Here is a 20,598-nt window from a genome sequence, read left to right as displayed (position 1 = left end):
GTTGCGACAAGGGCCGATCATCCGCTCTCGCGGCGGTTCCCCACCACGAGCGGGCGCACGCCGGGCGAGGTTCCGAGCCGATCGGCCAGGTGGCGTCGCCCACATGATACAATATATCCTGGCCATGACCATCCCCTGGATCGCGGCAAGAGCGACTCGCACCGGCAGGTCTCCTGGCTCACGGGTCGATGCGTCGCGATACGGCCTTCCCGGATGACTCCAGTGGCTGTTCCCTGTTGCAGGAACCGGCATCGTTCGCTCACCGCTTACAGTTGCAGGGACAGCTATGGCTTTGCACCATATTCCCGTTTCAAGCCCCAAGGGGCACCGGCGCGATTGGCCGGATCGGGCTGAAAGCCCATCCGGTCGGCTTCGGGATAGACTGCGGCAGGCGGAGGCGCAAATCGCTTTATCGCGGCGCGCGGCGGGCTTAATTCGGGTCCCATGGTGTTGGTCAAAGCATTGCGTCGGGCGGCCCCGGCGGCGGCCTGTCTGGTCGCCGCCTGTTCGGGCGGGAATTACCGGCCGGTCAGCGATTATCCGGTACGCATCGGCAAGCCCTATACGGTGCGGGGCGTCACCTATGTCCCCGCCGAGGACGCGACCTATGACATGCTGGGCTATGCGAGCTGGTATGGCAGCGAATCGGGCAAGCGCACCGCCAATGGCGAACGCTTCCGCCCCGGCTGGGCCACGGCGGCGCATACCACCCTGCCGCTGCCCAGCTATGTCGAGGTGACCGCACTCGAGACGGGACGCCGCATCATCGTGCGGATCAACGATCGCGGACCATTTGCCGGATCGTCGCGGATCATCGACCTGTCGCGCGGCGCGGCCGAGCAGCTGGGGCTGCGCGCGGTGGGCAGGGCGGCGGTGCGGGTGCGGCGGGTGGAGCCGGACGAGAAGGACCGCGAACGCCTGCGCCACGGCAAGGCGGCGCGGCCATTGCCTCCGGTATCGGATGCGGTGCGGGCGAATCTGCTGGCGCAGGTCGCGGCGGCGGGCATGACGGCGCGATAAAAGTCCGTCATCCCAACCTTCGCTGGGGCGACGATCCGCATCGTGCCCATAACGAAAGAGCGGGTTTCCACCCGCTCCGCCGTCATCTGCCAATTTTGGAAGAAGATTGGTCGGGGCGACAGGATTCGAACCTGCGACCCCCACACCCCCAGTGTGATGCGCTACCAGGCTGCGCTACGCCCCGACCGAGCGGCGGCCTCTAGGCGGGTTTTATGCGGGATGCAAGCCTTGATGTTGCGATGGCGGCAACCCCACATCCGGCTCTCCATTGCGCCTGTCCGCCTGCGATGGTAGCGGGCAGGCTATCCGACATGGGGGCTGGTCGATCGTTCGCGGTCGGCGGGTGCCCGTGCCCATCCAGCATAGACGGGTCCGAATGTTCATTCCCATCACCGCCCCAGTCGCCGCGATGGCTGCTGCAACCGGCACCGCCGCATCGAGCGGAGCCGCCTCGTTCCTCAGCCTCGCGCCGCTGCTTCTCGTCTTCGTCGTCTTCTATTTCCTGATGATCCGCCCGCAACAGCGCCGGATGAAGACGCTGCAGGCGTCGATCGAGGGGGTCAAGAAGGGCGATCAGGTCACTACGGCGGGCGGCATCGTCGGCAAGGTGACGCGCGTCGAGGACACGCTGGTCGAGGTCGAGATCGCCCCGAACGTGCGTGTTCGCGTCGTCAAGGCGACCCTGACCGACGTGGTCGGCCCCAACGCCAAGCCCGCGAACGACTGATCCACCGATGCTGGATTTCCCCCGCTGGAAGGTCGCTTCCATCGTCGCGCTGCTGGCGGCCCTGTGCCTGCTGGCGATCCCGAGCTTCCTGCCGGAAAGCATGACCAACACATGGGGGGCCATCCCCCATCCGCGCGTGAACAAGGGCCTCGACCTGGCGGGCGGCAGCTATCTGCTGCTGGAGGCGGACACCGCCGACCTCGCCAATTCGCGGCTGGAGGCGATGCGCGACCAGGTCGCGGCCGAGATGCGGCGCGGCAATCCGCGCATCGACATCGGCGATATCTCGGTGCGTAACGGCCAGCTCAGCTTCATGCTGCGCGATCCCACCCAGGTCGATGCGGCGCGCGAGCGGCTGCTGTCGATCACCGGCGGCGGGGCGGGCATGACCGGCCAGCGCGAATGGGACATCCAGGTCGTCGACACATCGCGCTTCGTGCTGAAGCCGACCCAGGCGGGCCTGAACCAGGCGGTCGACACCGCGATGAAGACCGCGACCGAGGTCGTCCGGCGGCGCATCGACGCGCTCGGCACCAAGGAGCCGACGATCCTGCAACAGGGCAGCAACCGCATCGTGGTGCAGGTGCCCGGTCTTCAGGATCCCCAGCAGCTCAAGGACCTGATCGGCAAGACCGCCAAGCTGGAGTTCAAGCTGGTCGACACGACCGCCAATCCGGTCGAAGTGGCCAAGGGCAATGCGCCCGCCGGCAGCCAGGTCCTGCCCTATCCCGGCAATCCGCTGGGCGCGCCGGTGATCGCGGTCAAGCGGCCGGTCATCATCTCGGGCGACCAGTTGATCGACGCGCAGCAGACCTTCGACCAGCAGACCAACGCGCCGCAGGTGGCGATCACCTTCGACGCGCAGGGCGGTCGCAAGTTCGCGCGGATCACCCAGGAAAATACCGGCAAGCCGTTCGCCATCATCCTCGATGGCCAAGTGCTATCCGCCCCCAACATCAACGAGCCGATCCTGGGCGGCCGCGCCCAGATCATGGGCAACTTCACCGTCGACACCGCCAACCAGCTCGCGATCTCGCTGCGCTCGGGCAAGCTGCCGGTCGATCTGAAGGTCGTCGAGGAACGCACCGTCGGCCCCGATCTGGGCGCCGATTCGATCCGCGCGGGCATCCTGGCCTCGGCGATCGCGGCGGTCGCGGTGATCGTGTTCATGACCGTCACCTATGGCCGGTTCGGCATCTATGCGAACATCGCGGTCGTCATCAACGTGCTGGTCATCCTGGCCGTCATGGCGATGCTGAACGCGACGCTGACCCTGCCGGGTATCGCGGGCTTCATCCTGACCATCGGCACCGCGGTCGATGCCAACGTGCTGATCAACGAGCGTATTCGTGAAGAGCGACGGCGCGGGCGAAATGTGATCCAGGCGGTCGAGCTGGGTTACAAGGAAGCCAGCCGGACGATCTTCGAGGCGAACGTGACCCACGCCATCTCGGGCGTGATCATGCTCGTGCTCGGCTCGGGCCCGGTCAAGGGCTTCGCGGTCGTGCTGCTGATCGGCATCGTGACCAGCGTGTTCACCGCCGTTACCTTCACGCGGATGCTCGTGGCGCTGTGGTTGCGTCGCGAAAAGCCCAAGACCATCAATATTTGAGGCAGGAGAACAGATCATGCGCCTCCTGAAACTCGTCCCCGACAACACGAACATCGACTTTGTCCGCCTGCGCGGCTGGGCGTTCGGGCTGACGCTCGCGCTCACCCTGATCGCGGTCGGCGTCACCTTCGCGCGGGGCCTCAATCTGGGCGTCGACTTTGTCGGCGGCCTGATGATCGAAGAGAAATTCCCCACTCCGCCTTCGGCCGACCGCGTTCGCTCGGTCGTCGATGGCTTGGGCGTGGGCGAAGCCAATATCCAGACGGTCGGCGACGGCCGCACCATCAGCATCCGCCTGCCGGTGCCCGACTCCAAGGACGAAGGCGCGACCAACGCCGTCGTGCGCAAGGTCGAGACCGCGCTGGGCCAGCAATTCCCCGGCGCGACCTTCAGCCGTTACGACACGGTGTCGGGCAAGGTCTCGGGCGAGTTGATCAAGCACGGCGTGCTCGCGGTCGTCCTGGCGATCCTGGGCATCGGCCTGTTCGCCATCTTCCGTTTCGAATGGCAGTTCGGCGTGTCGACCATCGTCGCGATCGTGCACGACCTGCTGGTGACGCTGGGCTTCTTCGCGGTAACCCAGTTCGAACTCGACCTGACGATCATCGCGGCGTTCCTGACCATCATCGGCTATTCGATCAACGACAAGATCGTCATCGACGACCGCATCCGCGAGAATATGCGCCGCTATCGCAAGATGGAAATGCGCGAGATCATCAACCTGTCGGTCAACGAGACGCTGCCGCGCACGGTCATGACCTCGGTCACGATCCTGCTGGCGCTGGTCGCACTGCTGCTGCTGGGCGGCCATGTGCTGCGCGGCTTCACCGCGGCAATGATCCTGGGCATCGTGGTCGGCACCTATTCGTCGATCTATGTCTCCTCCTCGCTGCTGATCACGCTGGGCCTGCGCGCCGAGCCCAACCGCGAGAAGCCCGGCACCACCGACAAGCGCTCCATCTCCGACGCAGAGCGGATCACCCCGCGCGAGGGGTGAGGACTTAGGCGATGAGCGATTCGATCCGCATCACGCGCGATCCCACCGCGCCCGGCCCGATCGTCCGTGGCTTTGCCGCCAACGGCTTTCGGGTCGGCGAGGTCGCCTATCCGGCGCTGCTGCTCTCACCGGACTGGCATGAGCTATGGACTCCGCCCGCCTTCGACACGCTCGACGCACGCGCGGTCCAGGCGTTGATCGATGAAGCGCCGGAGTTCCTGCTGCTGGGCACCGGCGCGACGCTGCGTCGCGCCCCCGCCCCGTTCCGCGCGGCGATGGATGCCGCCGGGCTCGGTGTCGAGGTGATGGACAGCCGCGCCGCCGCTCGCGCCTGGGGCGTGTTGCGCAGCGAAGGCCGCAAGATCGTCGCGGCGCTCTATCCGCTCGACGCCTGACGCATCCGGGTCGGGCTTACCGTCCCGTCCCACCGCGCCCGACCAGTTCGGCCAGATGCGAATGCAGCGCCGCCGCATTGGCCGCCCAGGTAAAATCCCGCGCCGCCGCGCGCGTCGCCCAGGGGTCCGGCGGATGATCGAGCAGGTCACGGATCGCGGCGGCGAAGGCCTCGGCATCGGCGCCCGCGATCCGTCCAGCCGCACGGCTGGTCACGACATCCCCCGCCCCGCCCGCAGGCGTGATGACCACCGGCGTGCCGCAGGCGATCGCCTCGACCCAGGCATTGGCCAGCCCCTCCGACGCCGAAGCCAGCGCCATCACATCCGCCGCCCCCAGTAGCGCAGGCAGTTCGTCATGCGGCACGCCGCCGATCAGCCGCACGCGGTCGGCGATACCCAGCCGCCGCACCCGGGCCTGTAGCGCGGCCCGCTCCGTCCCCTCGCCCACGATCATCAGTGTGACGCCGGGCAGGCGCGCGACGGCATCGATGACGACGCCATGCCCCTTGCGCGGGATCAGCGCGCCCAGCGACAGGACCAGCGGCCCCGTCACCCCCAGCACCCGTTTCGCGGCGAGGCGGTCCGTCGGCTGGAAACGGGTCTGGTCGACGCCGGTATGATGGACATGGACACGTTGGCGCGGCACGCCAAGCGCCGCCACATCGTCGGCCATCGCGTCACTGACCGCGAGCAGGCCATCGGCCCGCACCGCCGCCGCCGCGACCTGGGCGCGCGTCGCGGGGGCATTCCCCCAATGATGGATGTCCGCCCCCCGCGCCTTGATCGAAACCGGAACGCCGTAACGCCGCCCCATCGCGACCGCGGCAGGCCCGTCGGGAAAGAAGAAGGACGCATCGATCACGTCGAAAGGCTGCTCGGCATGCAGGCGATCGAGCACCGGCCCCAGCGCGCGGACGAGGGCCGCCACATGGAACCGCCCCCCCGTCCCCGGCACCGTGACGAAATGCGGGCGGCTGACGTCCAGGCCATGCCAGTCCTCGCGCGGCGGCGGCGCGGCGCGGGCGCGAAATCGCGCCGCACGCGACAGCGGCCAGGGGGGCAGGCCAATCGGTGCGACGACCCGGACCGACACCCCCGGCCGGTGGCTGAGCGCCATCGTCTGACGCTCGACGAAGATACCGAAATTGGGGCGCGTGGCGTCCGGGAACAGGCTGGAAAGGGTCAGGACATTCAGCATGAACCTTCAAACTCCCGACGGACCGGCGGGGCGCTCCTCACCCCGACAGACCTTCCTCTCCACTTCACTCCGATACCGAAGTGATCGGAAGCACTTTACGAGCAACATATCGGAACGTCATCCATCGAAGTCCCCTTGCCCAGAGACAAGAACGATGTCGTCCAAGTCGAGAATCGTTCATTCCCGCGACAAAAGTGCCCTGACACATTGTCGAAGACGGGCTAACCAGCGGATGGACAGAGGGGGATGCGATCTCGATGACGCGATTCGGGCATTTCGGCGCGCTGCTGGCGCTGGCCGCCACGCTGGCAGGTTGCGGCGGAGACGGCGGCGGTTCGATCAGTTCCACCGGCAACGCCACGGGCGGAGCAAGCGGATCGACCTCGAACGGCTGTTCGCTGCGCGACCGGCAGAACTGGGTCGCCGCCCAGATGAACGAATGGTATCTCTTCCCCGATACCCTGCCGACCAATCTCGACCCGTCGGCCTATTCCACCGTCAGCGACTATATCGATGCGCTGACCGCCACCGCACGGGCGCAGCGCAAGGATCGCTATTTCACCTATCTCACCTCCATCAAGGAGGAAGATGCCTATTATAATTCCGGTTCCAGCGCGGGCTTCGGCTTTCGCCTGACGACCGATTCGACGCAGAGCAGGCTGCTGATCGCCGAATCCTTTGAAAGCGGCGCGGCGCTGGCCGCCGGGATCGATCGCGGGACGGAGATCCAGGGCATCGGCACCTCGACCAGCAATATCCAGTCGATCGCGGACATCGTGAGGGCCGATCCCAATAACGGCCTGTCCAACGCGCTCGGCCCCGATACGGCGGGCACGGTGCGCGTGTTCCGGGTCGCCGCCCCCTCGGGCGCGGTGCGCACGGTCTCGCTGACCAAGAGCGACTATACGCTGCAACCGGTATCGCCCAGCTATGGCACGCAGATCATCACTGATAACGGCCAGCGCTATGGCTATATCAACCTGCGCACCTTTATCGGGACGGCGGATGCGCAGCTTCGTTCGGCCTTCGCCACCTTCAAGCAGCAGGGCATCACCCAGGTCGTCGTCGATCTGCGCTACAATGGCGGCGGCGCGGTATCGATCGCCGACCTGTTCAACAATCTGCTGGGCGGCGCGCGCCAGACTTCGGACGTGCTGAGCTACACCACCTTCCGGCCCAGCAAGTCGGCGGAGAACCAGACCAGCTTCTTCGCGCCACAGCCCGAATCGATCACCCCTTCGCGTGTGGCCTTTATCGGGACCGGCGGCACGGCCTCGGCCAGTGAGGGGGTGATCAACCGCGCCCTGCCCTATCTGGGGACCAACATGGCCCTGATCGGTGCCAACACCTATGGCAAGCCGGTGGGTCAGATCGCGCTGGACCGGTCCAGTTGCGACGATCGGCTGCGCGTCATCGCCTTCGCCATCCAGAACGCCAATCGGCAGGGCGACTATTATAACGGGCTGGTGGGCACCGTGCCCACCACCTGCCGCGCGAATGACGACCTGACCCGCAAGATGGGCGATCCTCAGGAAGCCTCGACCCGCGCTGCGCTCGACTTCCTCCAGGGAAAGAGCTGCACGCCGATCAGCGCATCGACCGCCTCTGCCCAGTCGGTGGGCGACGGCCCGCGCCGCCTGGTCCAGCCCGAACGCCCCTCGACCGCGCAACGCGAGGTGCCAGGTCTGTTCTGAGGCTGGCTCACATCCGACATGACATATACGGGGCCCGGCATGGCGATCATGCCGGGCCCCTTGTGCATTACAGCCGCTGCGTCCCCGAATAGGCGAACAGCGCATCGCCGTCGCCCGACAGGGTCACCGTCTCGGCACCCGTGACCGTCAGGCACTGACCGGCCTGGAACGCGACGCCCGCGACCTCGCCCGTGCCGGTGATCGGGATCAGCCAGGCGGTGCGGCCCTCTGGAAGGGCGACCGCATGCTCGCCCGGCGCCCAGCGCTCGAGCACGAATTTCGGCCCCTCGACCAGAATGTCGCGCCCCTCGCCCGCCGGGCCGGGCGAGACGATCGGCTGATAGGGCGTCAGGTGCGCGACATCGACCCCGTCCTCCAGATGCAGTTCGCGGTCGCTGCCATAGTCGTAAAGGCGATAGGTGGTCTCGCTGTTCTGCTGCACCTCGATCACGGTCAGGCCGGCGCCGATCGCGTGGATCGTGCCCGAGGGCGCATAGTAGAAGTCGCCTTCCTTCACGCTCACCCAGTCCAGATCGGCCTCGATCGACCCGTCCCGTGCGTGGGCGCGCAACTGGTCCTTGGTCATCGGCGCCTTGGGGCCGAGCGCGATGGTCGAATCGGGCTCGGCGGTCAGGATCGTCCAGCATTCGTCCTTGCCGCGCGGCAGGCCACGGGCATGCGCCTGTTCGTCATCGGGATGGACCTGCACCGACAGCTTCTCGCTGGTGAACAGATATTTGATCAGCAGGTCGGGCGAGGTGTCGCCCGGCTCCTGGAACCACACCTCGCCCACCGGCGCCCCGCCCGGCGCGACATCCTCGAAACCCGGATAGAGCTTATGGCGGCCCCAGGGCTTTTCGACGCGATGGGTGTGGAGCAGCGTGGCGGGCATGGGTCTGTGATTCCTTCTGACTCGGGTCGACGGTGAAAACCGTCCGGGCGATGGGCCGTTCCCGCCCCAGCACCCTGCCCCTGGCCCATGCCGTGCACCGTGCATCGATGGCAAGCGGCCTGTCGCGACGTCGCCCCTCGCCCGCCTGTCGCAGGGGGTGCGCGGAGGGACTGTTCCCCGCCGTCCGGCTGCGCTAAGGACATGCGCGATGCGTAACCCCCGTTCCCGTGCGCTTTCGCTGGCGCTGATCGCCGCTCTGGCCCTTCCGATCGCGGGTTGCGCCCGCAACCGTACCCGCACCGACCTGCCCTATGTCGCGCGCGATGTGGGCACGCTGTACACGGCCGCCAAGGCGCGGCTGGACCAGCATCGGTACAAGGAGGCGGCCTTGTTGTTCGACGAGGTGGAGCGCCAGCACCCCTATTCGATCTGGGCCCGCCGTGCGCAGATCATGAGCGCGTTCAGCTATTATCTCGGCCGCGACTATACCCAGTCGATCCAGTCGGCACAGCGCTTCATCTCCGTCCACCCGGGCAATCGCGATGCGCCCTATGCCTATTATCTGATCGCGCTCGGCTATTATGAGCAGATCCAGGACGTCACCCGCGACCAGAAGATCACCCGCCAGGCGCTCGACGCGCTGGGCGAGCTGATGCGCCGCTATCCCAACACCCGCTATGCCGCCGATGCGCGGTTAAAGGTCGATCTGGTCAACGATCACCTGGCGGGCAAGGAAATGGAGATCGGCCGCTTCTACGAGGATCGCCACCAGTGGCTGGCCGCGTCGATGCGCTTCCGCACCGTCGTCGACAAATACCAGACGACCAGCCATACCCCCGAGGCGCTGATGCGCCTGACCGAAACCTATCTGGCGCTGGGTGTCCGCCCCGAGGCCGAACGTGCCGCCGCCGTCCTGGGTGCCAATTATCCGGGGACCGACTGGTATTCGCGCGCCTATAAGCTGATGCGCGAATATCCGGTGCAGCCGATCCCCGCGATCCAGCCGGGTCAGCCGATCGTGCCGGTCGGCACGCCGGGCTCGGTCAATATCGGCCTGCCGGGCGCGTCGGGCACCGCGACGCCCAATGCCGCCGCGCCAGGCCGCCCGACCCCGACCAGCAACAACAGCTCCCCGACGAGCTGAGCTACGACCGGATGGGTCGGCAACGCCTGGCGACCCACCAGCCCGAACAAATCGGGATCATTTTCGCGTCGGGGGATAACATCGCGCGGCGTTTCGCTTTATATCGCCCCCCATGCTGACCGCGCTGTCCATTCGTGATGTCGTCCTGATCGAGGCGCTCGACCTCGATTTCGGCCGGGGCCTGGGGGTTCTGACCGGCGAGACGGGAGCGGGCAAATCGATCCTGCTCGACGCCCTGGGGCTGGCGCTGGGCGGCCGCGGCGACACGGGGCTGGTCCGCCAAGGTGCCGGGCAGGCGACCGTCACCGCCAGCTTCGAGCCCCCGGCCCCGGACGGCCGCCTCGCCGCGATCCTGGACGAGGCGGGAATCGCGGTCGAACCCGGCGAACCGCTGATCGTGCGACGACTGGTGAAGGCCGATGGCGGCAGCCGCGGCTTCGTCAACAGCCAGCCCGCGTCAGCAGCCCTGTTGCGCGAGATCGCCCCCTTTCTGGTCGAGATCCATGGCCAGCATGACGATCGCGGCCTGCTCAATCCGCGCGGGCACCGGATGATGCTCGACGGTTTCGGGCGGATCGATACGACCACGGTCGCCGCCGCCTGGACCGCCCTGCGCGAGGCGGAGAGCGCGCTCACCACCGCACGCGACGAGATCGAGGCGGCGGCGCGCGACCGCGAATGGCTGGAACATGCGGTCGCCGAGCTGACCAGGCTCGCCCCCGAACCCGGCGAGGAGGAAGCGCTGGCCGATCGCCGCCGTACCATGCAGCGTTCGGAAAAGATCGCCGGCGAACTCGCCGCGATCGAGGAGCATCTGCAAGGCTCGGACGGCGCGCTGGCGGGGCTGCGCCAGGCCGCCCGCGTGCTGGAACGGATCGGCGAGGATCACCCGGCACTGGCCGATGCCCTTGCGGCGATCGACCGCGCGGTGATCGAGGCGTCGCTGGCGGAGGAACGGCTGTTCGAGGCGCACCGCGAACTGGCCTATGACCCACGCGCGCTGGAAGAGGATGAAGCACGGCTGTTCGAATTGCGTGGCATGGCTCGCAAGCACCGCGTCCAGCCCGACGAACTTGCCGATCTGGCCGAACAATTGTCCGGGCGACTCGAACGTCTGGATGCGGGCGAGGAAGGCATTGGACGCCTGGAGGCCGCCCTTGCCACCGCGCGCGCCGCCTATGACCAGGCCGCCGCACGGGTCACCACCGCACGGGTCGCGGCGGCGGAGCGGCTGGATCAGGCGGTGAAAGGCGAACTCGCGCCGCTCAAGCTCGACGCCGCGCGCTTCCGCACCGTCGTCGCCACGACCGAACCCGGCGGCTGGTCGGCGGCAGGCAAGGACCGGGTGGAGTTCGAGATTTCGACCAACCCCGGCGCACCCTTCGCTCCCCTGATGAAGATCGCCAGCGGCGGCGAATTGTCGCGCTTCATCCTGGCGCTCAAGGTCGCGCTGGCGGAGGAAGGCGGCGCGACGACGATGATCTTCGACGAGATCGATCGCGGCGTCGGCGGCGCGGTCGCTTCGGCAATCGGCGACCGGCTGCACCGACTGGCCAGGCGGACGCAGTTGCTCGTCGTCACCCACAGCCCGCAGGTCGCTGCGCGGGGTGCCGCGCATCTGCTGATCGCCAAGAGCCATGATGGCACCGTCACCCGCACCGGCGTCCGCGCCCTGAACGAGGCCGAGCGGCGCGAGGAAATCGCACGGATGCTGTCGGGCGCGACCATCACCGACGAAGCCCGGGCACAGGCCGACCGGCTGCTCGAAACATCATGACATGGTATCGCTCACCAAAATTTATTTTATGTTTCATGTTTATGATATATCGGGGACGGACGTTAACGTCCGGATACGTGCATGCCTGGCCAACCTCCCACTGTCATCAAGCACAATGATACAAACGATATAATTCAACTGGTTACGGCCGTACGATCCTGTCTGGCGCTGGCCGACCAGCTACAATTGCCGATGGTCGGCATCCATCTGGAGCAGGCGCGGGCCTGGTTGATCCAGCATGGTCATGACGAAGTCGGCTTTCCCAGCGACATCCCCGACGACACGCCGCCGTGCACGATGCTGACGCCAAGCTCCTGAACCGGCATAGCGGGCATCGCGAGCCTTGATCCCGCGACCGGGGCTGGACTAGCACGGGCGCGTGACGCCCTCGACCCCAATCCCGCAGACCGATCTCGAAGCCGCCGCCGATCTGGAGGCGCTCGCCCGCGAGATCGCGCATCATAACCGGCTCTACCATACCGACGACGCGCCCGAGATTTCGGACGCGGAGTATGACGCGCTGGTCCGCCGCAACACGGCGATCGAGGCGGCCTTCCCCCATCTGATCCGCAGCGACTCGCCCAGCCGGCAGGTCGGCGCCGCGCCCGCCGCGCATCTGGCCAAGGTCGCCCATGCGCGGCCGATGACCAGCCTCGACAACGCGTTCACCGACGAGGAGGTCGAGGAGTTTGTCGGCCGCGTGCGCCGCTACCTGAAGCTGCCCGATGACGCGCCGGTCGTGCTGACCGCAGAGCCCAAGATCGATGGGCTGTCCTGCTCGTTGCGCTATGTCGACGGCGCGCTGGTCCAGGCGCTGACCCGCGGCGACGGCGCGATCGGCGAGGACGTGACGGAGAATGTCCGCACCATCGCCGACGTGCCCCAGGCCATTCCCGCCCCCGGTGTGTTCGAGGTGCGCGGCGAGGTCTATATGAGCAAGGCCGACTTCACCGCGCTCAACGCCCGCCTGGCGCAGGAAGCGGCCGAGACGGGCAAGGAGGCGCGCCAGTTCGCCAATCCGCGCAATGCCGCGGCCGGTTCGCTGCGCCAGAAGAATCCGGCGATCACGGCGGGCCGCCCCTTGCGCTTCCTCGCCCATGGCTGGGGCGAGGCGAGCGAGGTCCCGGTCGACAGCCAATATGAGATGGTCGAGACGTGGCGACGCTGGGGCTTTCCCATCGCCGACGCCTTCACGCGCGTTCCCGACGCCGCCGCCGCGCTGGCGGTCTATCGGACGATCGAGGCGCAGCGTGCCGACCTGCCCTTCGACATTGACGGCGTGGTCTACAAGGTCGACCGGCTCGACTGGCAGGCGCGACTGGGCATCGTCGGGCGCACGCCGCGCTGGGCGATCGCACACAAATTCCCCGCCGAGCGCGCGCAGACAACGCTGGAGAAGATCGACATACAGGTCGGCCGGACGGGCGCACTGACCCCGGTGGCACGACTGGAGCCGGTGACGGTGGGCGGTGTCGTCGTGACCAACGCGACGCTGCACAATGCCGACGAGATCGCGCGACTGGGCGTCCGGCCGGGCGACCGGGTGGTCCTGCAACGCGCGGGCGACGTCATTCCCCAGATCGTCGAGAATCTGACCCGGGACGTGGCCCGCGAGCCCTTCGTCTTCCCCAATCATTGCCCCGAATGCGGCAGCCTGGCGACGCGCGAGGAGGGGGAGGTGGTCATCCGCTGCACCGGCGGCCTGATCTGCCCGGCGCAGCGGGTCGAGCGGCTGATCCATTTCGTGTCGCGCCATGCCTTCGACATCACCGGGCTGGGCCTGGTGCGAGTCGAGGATTTCTTCCGTGACGGGCTGATCGCCTCCCCCGCCGACATTTTTCGCCTGCACACGCATCGCGAGGCGCTGATCCAGCGCGAGCGCATGTCAGAACTGGTCGTGGACAAGCTGCTCGCCGCGATCGATGCGCGGCGCGAGATCGCACTCGACCGATTCCTCTTCGCGCTCGGCATCCGGCATGTCGGCGAGATCACCGCACGCGACCTGGCCCGCCGCTTCGTCTCGATGGCCGGGTTCCGCGCGATGATCGACAACGCGCTCCAGGTCCGCGCCGACACGGTGCCCGCGCTGGGCGAGCCCGACCGCAAATATGAACTCCGCCGCCAGCGCGCAGTCGTCGCCGCGATCGACACGCCCCAGATCGGCCCGGAGGTCGCCGACGCGCTGCTCGACTTCTTCGCCGAGGCGCATAATCGCGAGGTCGTCGACGACCTGCTGAGCGAGGTGACACCGCTCGACACCGTGCACCAGACCCGCGAATCGGAGGTGACGGGCAAGACCCTGGTCTTCACCGGCACGCTCGAAACCCTGTCACGCGATGAGGCCAAGGCGCAGGCCGAGGCGCTGGGCGCGCGCGTGTCGGGATCGGTATCGGCCAAGACCGACCTGGTCATCGCGGGGCCGGGCGCTGGCTCCAAGCTGAAAAAGGCGCAGGATCTGGGCATTCGCGTGATCGACGAAGCCGAATGGAACGCGCTGGTCGCGGCGAGTTGAATCCGCCGATCGATGCCGGGTAACCCGGACATGACATCGCCGTCATTTGGAATCCGTGGTTTTCCGTCATTGCCCGGGCGGCGACCGCGTTCCGCCAGGACGTAAAGCTCTAAAATCGAGCGTGATCTGAACGCGATATGCCAACTCTCGGGCCGGCTACCGTTGCCAAACTGCAACGCCCGCCAACGGAGTGAAACGCCCCCTGTCACAAGCATGAAGTTTGTAACATAATGGCAATGTTCGTGAGCCAGGGCACGCGTAACCGAGCCGGATAACACGGCCGGAGCGCGCAGCTTTTGCGCGAAAAGGGGATCTAAAATCTATGCGTAATACGCTTTTCCTGGGTGCGGCGGTCGTCGCGCTCGCGATTCCGGCGGCGGCTGCCGCACAGGAAACCACCGCCACCATTCGGGGTTCGGTCTCGGCCAACAGCGCACCGGTCGTTGGCGCGCAGGTCACGATCACCAACACCTCCAACGGCTCGGTCAGCCGCGCCACGACCGATGCGAAGGGCACGTTCCAGGCGACCGGCCTGCTGCCCGGCGGCCCTTACACGGTTGCGGTCGTCGCCAATGGCTATAACTCCGCCCAGATCACCGACATCAACACCGTCGTCGCTCAGTCGTTCGAACTCCCGATCGAACTGACCTCGGCCGATGTCGCGGGCGGCGAAGTCGTCGTGACCGCCTCGCGCCTGCCCAATGCCCGCTCGGTGAGCCAGGGTCCGGCGACCGTGCTGAACGCGACTCAGATCGCCAACATTGCGACCGTCAATCGCGACATCCGCGATCTTTCGCGCCGCGATCCCTTCGCGCGCCTGGACGACAGCCCCACCGGCGGCCGCGCCATTTCGTTCGCGGGCCAGAATGCCCGCTATAATCGCTTCTCGGTCGACGGCGTGCCGATTACCGACAATTTCGGCCTGAACACCGACGGCCTGCCCAGCCGCCGCTCGCCGATCCCGCTCGATGCCATTGGCCAGTTCCAGGCCAAGGTCGCGCCCTATGACGTGCGCGAGGGCAATTTCCAGGGCGGTGCGATCAACATCGTCCTGAAGTCGGGCACCAACAGCTTCCACGGCACCGGCTTCTACTCGCAGACCAACGACGATCTGGTCGGCAAGCGCACCAAGTCAGGCCCGGGCATCCCCGATGGCCGCGCCCAGGTGCCCGATTTCAAGATCGAGAATTACGGCGCCGAACTGTCCGGCCCGATCATCAAGGACAAGCTGTTCTTCATGGTCGCGGGTGAGCGCCTGCGCGGTGGCCGTCCGATCGCCGAGGGCCCGACCGATAACAATGCGGGCACGGCGATCCCAAACCTGACCCAGGCACAGGTCGACCAGATCTCGCAGATCGCCAAGAACGTCTATAACTACGACACCGGCGGCGTGCAGCGGAACCTGGGTGACAAGGACGACCGCCTGGTCGCGCGCATCGACGCCAACCTGTCGGATACGCAGCGTCTGTCGTTGACCTACACCTATGCCAACGACGCCATCAACTACCTGAACAACACCTTCTCGTCGATCACGACCGGCAGCCCCGGCCTGGGCCTGGCATCCAACGCCTATATCCAGGGCAACCGCCTGCACACCGGCGTGGCGCAGTTGAACAGCGACTGGTCGGACACTTTCTCGACCGAAATTCGCGGCTTCTACAAGAATTACAAGCGCATCCAGCAGCCGCTGCTGGGCCGTGGCTTCGCGCAGTTCCGCGTCTGCACCAACCCGACCAACAGCGTCGTCAGCTCGATCAATCCGAGCGTCTCGCCGCTCGGTTGCGAACGCAGTTCGGCGAACGAAACCGGAACCGACGCGGTGGTATCCTTCGGACCGGACAGCTCGCGCCAGACGAACGAACTGCACACCGAAACCTGGGGTGGCCTGGCACAGGCTCGCCTGACGATGAACAACCACGATGTGCGGCTGTTCACCGAAATGCAGTTCGTCAGCGTGTTCAATGCGTTCCTGCAGAACACGGCGGGCAACTATTATTTCGATTCGATCGACGACTTCCAGAACCGTCGCGCCAGTTCCTTTGGCTATGGCAATGCGGTTCCGTCGCTGAACCCGAACGATGCGGCCGCGAACTTCAAGTATCAGGCCTATACCTTCGGCGTGATGGACACATGGCGGATTTCCGACACCTTCAACGTCAGCTACGGCGTCCGCTACGACCTGTTCGGCCAGCATGACAATCCTGCCGCCAGCGCCCCCTATCTGTCGCGCTACGCCAATGGCGCCTATGTCAACGGCCGCATCGTCCAGGTCGGCGGCAACACCACCAACATCTCCGGCTTCAACCTGGTCCAGCCGCGCTTCGGATTCGACTGGAAGCCCGCTCCCCGGGTCAGCATCCGTGGTGGTACGGGCATCTTCGGCGGCGGCACGCCCGACGTCTATGTGTCGAACAGCTTCTCGAACACCGGCGTCCTGACCAACTCGATCTCGATCAATCGGACGGCGGCGGGCGGCATCTCGGGCGCGACCACCGATGTCGCCACCGGCAACGCCATCCTGACCGGCGTCACCGGCACGTCGATCCCGGGTGCGGCGAACACGCTGCTGAACAGCGCCACGGTGTCGACCGCGTCGCCGGTCAATGCGATAGACCGGAACTTCAAGATGCCGTCGCAGTGGCGTTCGACCCTGACCGGCGAATACACCGCCGATCTCGGCCCGCTGGGCGATGGCTGGACCTTCGGTGCCGACCTCTTCTACTCGAAGGTGCGTCAGCAGGTCTTCTTCACCGACATTCGCTCGATCCCGATCGCCATTGCCAATCCCTCGGCGGCGGCGAACATCATGCGCACCCCGGATGGCCGTCTGCGCTATCAGAACGTGATCGACGGCGCGGCCAGCGCCAACACCAACAGCGACATCCTGCTGACCAACACCGACAAGGGTCGTTCGCTGATCGCGGTCGCCCGCTTCGACAAGTCGTGGGATTCGGGCATCAGCATCTATGGCAGCTACACCTACCAGGATGTGAAGGATCAGGCGCCGGCAACCTCGTCCACGGCAGGCTCGAACTATTCGAACGGCGCGTTCGTCGACCCGAACAACGTCGCCTATGGCACGTCGAACGATCAGGTGAAGCACCAGTTCAAATATGGCTTCACCTTTGATCACGCCTTCTTCGGCGACGCCAAGACCTCGTTCGCGCTGTTCGGCGAGACCCGTCAGGGCCATCCGTTCAGCTATACCTTCCAGGACTTCGGCTCGAACCGTTCGGCGGTGTTCGGCACCACCGGCCGCTCGACCGCGACCGGCACCGGCGGCAACCGCTATCTGATGTACGTGCCGACCGTGAACGATCCGCTGGTCCAGTACAGCTCGGCGGACTTCGCTCAGAAGGTCAATGCGTTCATCGATTCGTCGGGCCTTGGCAAGTATCGCGGTCAGGTCGCACCGCGTAACGGCTTCACCTCGCCCTGGTTTACCCGCGTCGACCTGCACGTCGCGCAGGAAATCCCGACGGGTGTGGGGCGTTCGAAGCTTCAGGTGTTCGCGGACATCGAAAACTTCACCAACCTCCTGAACCGGAAGTGGGGCCAGCTGCGTGAGTATGTGTTCCCCTACAACGCCGCAGTCGTCCAGGTGCAGTGCCTGACCACTTCGGGCAACGCCACCCCGGCCGCCGGCGCCACGCCGACCGGCGCGGTCGCGGCCAACGCGTCGCAGGCCTGCGCCCAATATCGCTACTCGCCACTCGGCGGGACCAACGATTTCGTGAAGCCGACCGATCAGGTTTATGTGAACCAGTCACTCTACACGATCCGCATCGGCGCACGTTTCAGCTTCTAAGCCAAAGCGTCCGACCCAACCGGACATCAGGGCCGCCCCTCCTTCGGGAAGGGCGGCCTTTTTTTGGCCTTTTCGCCAATCTTTGCCCTTCGGCGGCGGGGCGTGTAGATGTCGCCCGGCCATGGCCATCCATTCGCCCGCCGCGACCAGCACCGCTTCGCCTTCCTCCTCCGACCAATTGTCGGTCCGTCCGTTTTTCGAGAACAAGGCGCGCGCCTTCTGGATTCTCCAGGCGATCGGCTGGTCGGGCTATCTGGTCCAGCGCTCGGTCGTGGGCGTCTCCAACGGCTTTTCGCTGGAGAAGATCATCCCGGTGATCATCGAGGCGATCCTGGGATATTGCATCACCCTGCTGCTCTCGACGCTCTACGGCTATTACCGGCGGCTGCCGCGCATCATGGGGGTGTTCCTGACGCTGGCGACGCTGGCGGCGGCGACCTTCCTCTATGCCGCGCTCAACGCCTTTTCCTTTTCGTTCATCACCACGACCCAGCCGGGGGTCACCGTCTCGCTGCTGATCGGCAACCTGTTCCTCACCTTCGAGGTGCTGGCGGGCTGGTCGGCGCTGTATTTCGCGATCAACTATTATCTGATCGTCGAAAGCCAGATCGACGAGATGCGCGCGCTGGAACTGCAGGCCTCGACCGCACAGCTTGCCATGCTGCGCTATCAGTTGAACCCGCATTTCCTGTTCAACACGCTCAATTCCATCTCGACGCTGGTGCTGCTCAAGCAGACCGAGCGGGCGAATGCGATGTTAAGCCGACTGTCAGCCTTCCTCCGCTACACGCTGGCGAATGAACCCACGGCGCACGTCACCGTGGCGCAAGAGGTTGAAACCCTGAAACTCTATCTCGAAATTGAGAAGATGCGCTTTGAGGATCGCCTGCGCCCCAGCTTCGAGATCGATCCCAGGGCGGAGCGCGCGCGCTTGCCGTCGCTGCTGCTCCAGCCGCTGGTCGAAAATGCCATCAAATACGCCGTCACCCCGCAGGAGGAAGGCGCCGATATCCGCGTCGATGTGCGACTGGTCGGGCAACGGGTGCGGATCGCCGTATCGGACACCGGTCCCGGCTTGCACGAGGTGCGTCATTCCTCAAGCGTTTCGACCGGCGTCGGATTGTCCAATATCCGGGAGCGACTGGCCCAGGCCTATGGCCCGAACCACCGTTTCGAAACCCACTCCGCGCCGGCTGGCGGGTACTCGGTCGAGATCGAGATTCCCTTCCAGCTCGAGAATGTGAACAGAGAGGCCGCATGACCATCCGCACCATCCTCGTCGACGACGAGCCCCTGGCCATCCAGGGACTGGAGCTTCGCCTTCAGGCGCACGACGATGTCGAGATCATCGAGCGCTGCTCGAACGGACGCGAGGCGATCCGCGCGATCAAGACGCACAAACCCGACCTCGTCTTCCTCGACATCCAGATGCCCGGCTTCGACGGCTTTTCGGTGATCCAGGGCCTTTTGGAGGTGGAGCCTCCGCTCTTCGTCTTCGTCACCGCCTATTCCGACCACGCCCTGCGCGCGTTCGAGGCGCAGGCCGTCGATTATCTGATGAAGCCCGTCGAGGAGGCACGCCTGGCCGATACGCTCGACCGCGTGCGCCAGCGGCTGAATGAAAAGCGCGGCGCGGGCGAGGTCGAGAAGCTGAAGGAAGTGCTGGCCGAACACGCCCCCGAAGCGGTCGCCGACCTGGCCGAAGGCGGCGAGGTGGCCTCCAGCCGGTTCGAGAAGCTCATCAACATCAAGGATCGCGGCCAGATTTTCCGGGTCGATGTCGACACGATCGAGATGATCGAGGCAGCCGGCGACTATATGGTCATCAATACCGGCGACAATTCGCTGGTCCTTCGCGAAACCATGAAGGATCTGGAAAAGCGGCTCGATCCGCGTCGGTTCCAGCGGGTGCATCGCTCGACCATCGTCAATCTGGACCTGGTGAAGCAGGTCAAGCCGCACACCAACGGCGAATGCTTCCTGCTGCTCGAATCAGGCGCGCAGGTGAAGGTTTCGCGCAGCTATCGCGACGTAGTGGCGCGGTTCGTCCACTGAGGAGTCTTTCCTCCCCTTGCCAAGGGGAGGTGGCAGGCCAAGGGCCTGACAAGGGGTGTCACGCTATCCAAGGGTGACACCTCTCCGACAGCTTCACTGCCCCCCTCCCCTTGCGGGGGAGGAATTGAGACTAACGCAACCCCAGCATCTTGTGCGTCTGGAGCGTCAGCCGCCAGCGCGGGTGCTCCATCACCATGGCGATGCATGCCTCACGATTCGCCTCCGCATGCGGATCATCGAGCGGCTGGAGCAGGTGATTGGCGAAGTCCCACCGCTCCAGCTCCGCCGGATCGATCCCGGACTGTGGCCAGACCAGCTTCAGTTCCTGGCCCGAACGTTGAACCACGTCCGACCCGGCTTTGGGGCTGATGCACACCCAGTCGAGTCGCGGATGCGCGGCAATCGTCCCGTTGCTCTCGATCGCGATGAAGAATCCCGCCTCATGCAGCGCATCGACCAGCGCGTCGTCGACCTGCAGCATCGGCTCCCCGCCGGTCAGCACGACGAAGCGCTCGTCCCGATCGGCACCCCAGAACCCCTGGACCGCCGCGACCAGCGCCGCCGCATCGGCGAAGCGCCCGCCGCCCAGCCCGTCGACCCCGACGAAATCGGTGTCGCAGAAGCGGCAGATCGCCCTCGCCCGATCCTGCTCGCGCCCCGACCACAGGTTGCACCCGGCAAAACGCACGAAGACCGCCCGCCGCCCGGCCTGCACGCCCTCACCCTGGAGCGTCAGGAACATCTCCTTGACGGCATAGCTCATGGCG

At 66.0% G+C, this 20,598-nt stretch carries 16 protein-coding genes, 1 tRNA gene and 1 riboswitch; of the genes, 13 read left to right on the top strand and 4 right to left on the bottom strand.

What is annotated here, in order from left to right; translation table 11 throughout:
- Positions 1-145 precede the first annotated feature (145 nt).
- Positions 146-347, bottom strand: a riboswitch (cobalamin riboswitch).
- 97 nt (positions 348-444) lie between these two features.
- A complete protein-coding gene (locus ABDV78_RS10360) occupies positions 445-1,020 on the top strand; it encodes a septal ring lytic transglycosylase RlpA family protein (protein ID WP_343527332.1) in 576 nt (191 codons plus the stop codon).
- A 107-nt stretch (positions 1,021-1,127) separates the two neighbouring features.
- On the opposite strand, the gene ABDV78_RS10355 is transcribed toward ABDV78_RS10360, so the two are convergent.
- A tRNA-Pro gene (locus tag ABDV78_RS10355) sits at positions 1,128-1,204 on the bottom strand.
- A 225-nt stretch (positions 1,205-1,429) separates the two neighbouring features.
- Between ABDV78_RS10355 and yajC the strand changes: the two genes are divergently transcribed.
- From yajC to ABDV78_RS10335, 4 genes are read left to right on the top strand one after another with little or no spacing between them, the layout of a single operon-like run.
- Positions 1,430-1,747 carry a preprotein translocase subunit YajC gene (gene yajC, locus ABDV78_RS10350; protein ID WP_343527330.1) on the top strand — a complete coding sequence of 106 codons (318 nt, stop codon included), beginning with the start codon at positions 1,430-1,432 and terminating at the stop codon, positions 1,745-1,747.
- Between the two features lie 7 nt (positions 1,748-1,754).
- Positions 1,755-3,359 carry a protein translocase subunit SecD gene (secD, locus tag ABDV78_RS10345; RefSeq protein WP_343527329.1) on the top strand — a complete coding sequence of 535 codons (1,605 nt, stop codon included), beginning with the start codon at positions 1,755-1,757 and terminating at the stop codon, positions 3,357-3,359.
- A gap of 16 nt (positions 3,360-3,375) precedes the next feature.
- Entirely contained in the window at positions 3,376-4,356 is a 981-nt protein-coding gene (secF, locus tag ABDV78_RS10340; RefSeq protein WP_343527328.1) for a protein translocase subunit SecF, read from the top strand.
- Positions 4,357-4,367: 11 nt separating this feature from the next.
- Positions 4,368-4,751, top strand: a complete 384-nt coding sequence (locus tag ABDV78_RS10335) for an Mth938-like domain-containing protein (RefSeq protein WP_343527327.1) — start codon at positions 4,368-4,370, stop codon at positions 4,749-4,751.
- A gap of 16 nt (positions 4,752-4,767) precedes the next feature.
- Here ABDV78_RS10335 and ABDV78_RS10330 read toward each other — a convergent pair whose 3' ends face one another.
- A complete protein-coding gene (locus ABDV78_RS10330; protein ID WP_343527326.1) occupies positions 4,768-5,949 on the bottom strand; it encodes a glycosyltransferase in 1,182 nt (393 codons plus the stop codon).
- A 257-nt stretch (positions 5,950-6,206) separates the two neighbouring features.
- On the opposite strand from ABDV78_RS10330, the gene ABDV78_RS10325 reads away from it, so the two are divergent.
- Complete coding sequence (locus ABDV78_RS10325) at positions 6,207-7,643, top strand: S41 family peptidase (RefSeq protein ID WP_343527325.1); 1,437 nt, start codon at positions 6,207-6,209, stop codon at positions 7,641-7,643.
- Between the two features lie 67 nt (positions 7,644-7,710).
- On the opposite strand, the gene ABDV78_RS10320 is transcribed toward ABDV78_RS10325, so the two are convergent.
- Positions 7,711-8,535: a phosphoheptose isomerase gene (locus tag ABDV78_RS10320; protein ID WP_343527324.1), complete on the bottom strand. Its 825-nt coding sequence runs from the start codon at positions 8,533-8,535 to the stop codon at positions 7,711-7,713.
- Positions 8,536-8,743: 208 nt separating this feature from the next.
- Here ABDV78_RS10320 and ABDV78_RS10315 point away from each other — a divergent pair, with 208 nt between their 5' ends.
- The 7 genes from ABDV78_RS10315 (at position 8,744) to ABDV78_RS10285 (ending at position 19,831) form a co-directional block, all read left to right on the top strand.
- The gene (locus ABDV78_RS10315) at positions 8,744-9,679 is read left to right on the top strand and encodes an outer membrane protein assembly factor BamD (RefSeq protein WP_343527323.1); all 936 of its coding nucleotides are present in this window, start codon (positions 8,744-8,746) and stop codon (positions 9,677-9,679) included.
- A gap of 112 nt (positions 9,680-9,791) precedes the next feature.
- Positions 9,792-11,456 carry a DNA repair protein RecN gene (recN, locus tag ABDV78_RS10310; protein ID WP_343527322.1) on the top strand — a complete coding sequence of 555 codons (1,665 nt, stop codon included), beginning with the start codon at positions 9,792-9,794 and terminating at the stop codon, positions 11,454-11,456.
- 192 nt (positions 11,457-11,648) lie between these two features.
- Positions 11,649-11,774: a hypothetical protein gene (locus tag ABDV78_RS10305; protein ID WP_343527321.1), complete on the top strand. Its 126-nt coding sequence runs from the start codon at positions 11,649-11,651 to the stop codon at positions 11,772-11,774.
- 61 nt (positions 11,775-11,835) lie between these two features.
- Positions 11,836-13,968, top strand: coding sequence for an NAD-dependent DNA ligase LigA (ligA, locus tag ABDV78_RS10300; RefSeq protein ID WP_343527320.1), 2,133 nt, complete (start codon positions 11,836-11,838; stop codon positions 13,966-13,968).
- A gap of 322 nt (positions 13,969-14,290) precedes the next feature.
- Positions 14,291-17,776 carry a TonB-dependent receptor gene (locus ABDV78_RS10295; protein WP_343527319.1) on the top strand — a complete coding sequence of 1,162 codons (3,486 nt, stop codon included), beginning with the start codon at positions 14,291-14,293 and terminating at the stop codon, positions 17,774-17,776.
- Between the two features lie 121 nt (positions 17,777-17,897).
- Positions 17,898-19,037 carry a histidine kinase gene (locus ABDV78_RS10290; protein WP_343527318.1) on the top strand — a complete coding sequence of 380 codons (1,140 nt, stop codon included), beginning with the start codon at positions 17,898-17,900 and terminating at the stop codon, positions 19,035-19,037.
- Positions 19,034-19,831, top strand: coding sequence for a LytTR family DNA-binding domain-containing protein (locus tag ABDV78_RS10285; protein WP_343527317.1), 798 nt, complete (start codon positions 19,034-19,036; stop codon positions 19,829-19,831). Before ABDV78_RS10290 ends, ABDV78_RS10285 begins: the two co-directional genes overlap by 4 nt.
- A 130-nt stretch (positions 19,832-19,961) precedes the next feature.
- Here the strand turns inward: ABDV78_RS10285 and queE are convergent, their stop codons facing one another.
- A complete protein-coding gene (gene queE / locus ABDV78_RS10280) occupies positions 19,962-20,594 on the bottom strand; it encodes a 7-carboxy-7-deazaguanine synthase (protein WP_343527316.1) in 633 nt (210 codons plus the stop codon).
- Between the last annotated feature and the right edge of the window lie 4 nt (positions 20,595-20,598).

Origin of the sequence: Sphingomonas sp., assembly GCF_039594485.1 — a bacterium.
In the GTDB taxonomy this organism is placed as follows: Bacteria; Pseudomonadota; Alphaproteobacteria; order Sphingomonadales; family Sphingomonadaceae; genus Sphingomonas.
This window is presented reverse-complemented; position numbering and strand designations above follow the sequence as displayed.

What these genes read in the sequence shown, in the direction of transcription:
- ABDV78_RS10305 (WP_343527321.1), top strand. Translation starts at nt 11,649, where the DNA reads ATGGTCGGCATCCATCTGGAGCAGGCGCGGGCCTGGTTGATCCAGCAT.
- secD (WP_343527329.1), top strand. Translation starts at nt 1,755, where the DNA reads ATGCTGGATTTCCCCCGCTGGAAGGTCGCTTCCATCGTCGCGCTGCTG.
- ABDV78_RS10325 (WP_343527325.1), top strand. Translation starts at nt 6,207, where the DNA reads ATGACGCGATTCGGGCATTTCGGCGCGCTGCTGGCGCTGGCCGCCACG.
- ABDV78_RS10315 (WP_343527323.1), top strand. Translation starts at nt 8,744, where the DNA reads ATGCGTAACCCCCGTTCCCGTGCGCTTTCGCTGGCGCTGATCGCCGCT.
- ABDV78_RS10295 (WP_343527319.1), top strand. Translation starts at nt 14,291, where the DNA reads ATGCGTAATACGCTTTTCCTGGGTGCGGCGGTCGTCGCGCTCGCGATT.
- ABDV78_RS10330 (WP_343527326.1), bottom strand. Translation starts at nt 5,949, where the DNA reads ATGCTGAATGTCCTGACCCTTTCCAGCCTGTTCCCGGACGCCACGCGC.
- queE (WP_343527316.1), bottom strand. Translation starts at nt 20,594, where the DNA reads ATGAGCTATGCCGTCAAGGAGATGTTCCTGACGCTCCAGGGTGAGGGC.
- secF (WP_343527328.1), top strand. Translation starts at nt 3,376, where the DNA reads ATGCGCCTCCTGAAACTCGTCCCCGACAACACGAACATCGACTTTGTC.
- ABDV78_RS10320 (WP_343527324.1), bottom strand. Translation starts at nt 8,535, where the DNA reads ATGCCCGCCACGCTGCTCCACACCCATCGCGTCGAAAAGCCCTGGGGC.
- ABDV78_RS10285 (WP_343527317.1), top strand. Translation starts at nt 19,034, where the DNA reads ATGACCATCCGCACCATCCTCGTCGACGACGAGCCCCTGGCCATCCAG.
- recN (WP_343527322.1), top strand. Translation starts at nt 9,792, where the DNA reads ATGCTGACCGCGCTGTCCATTCGTGATGTCGTCCTGATCGAGGCGCTC.
- ABDV78_RS10335 (WP_343527327.1), top strand. Translation starts at nt 4,368, where the DNA reads ATGAGCGATTCGATCCGCATCACGCGCGATCCCACCGCGCCCGGCCCG.
- ABDV78_RS10290 (WP_343527318.1), top strand. Translation starts at nt 17,898, where the DNA reads ATGGCCATCCATTCGCCCGCCGCGACCAGCACCGCTTCGCCTTCCTCC.
- ABDV78_RS10360 (WP_343527332.1), top strand. Translation starts at nt 445, where the DNA reads ATGGTGTTGGTCAAAGCATTGCGTCGGGCGGCCCCGGCGGCGGCCTGT.
- yajC (WP_343527330.1), top strand. Translation starts at nt 1,430, where the DNA reads ATGGCTGCTGCAACCGGCACCGCCGCATCGAGCGGAGCCGCCTCGTTC.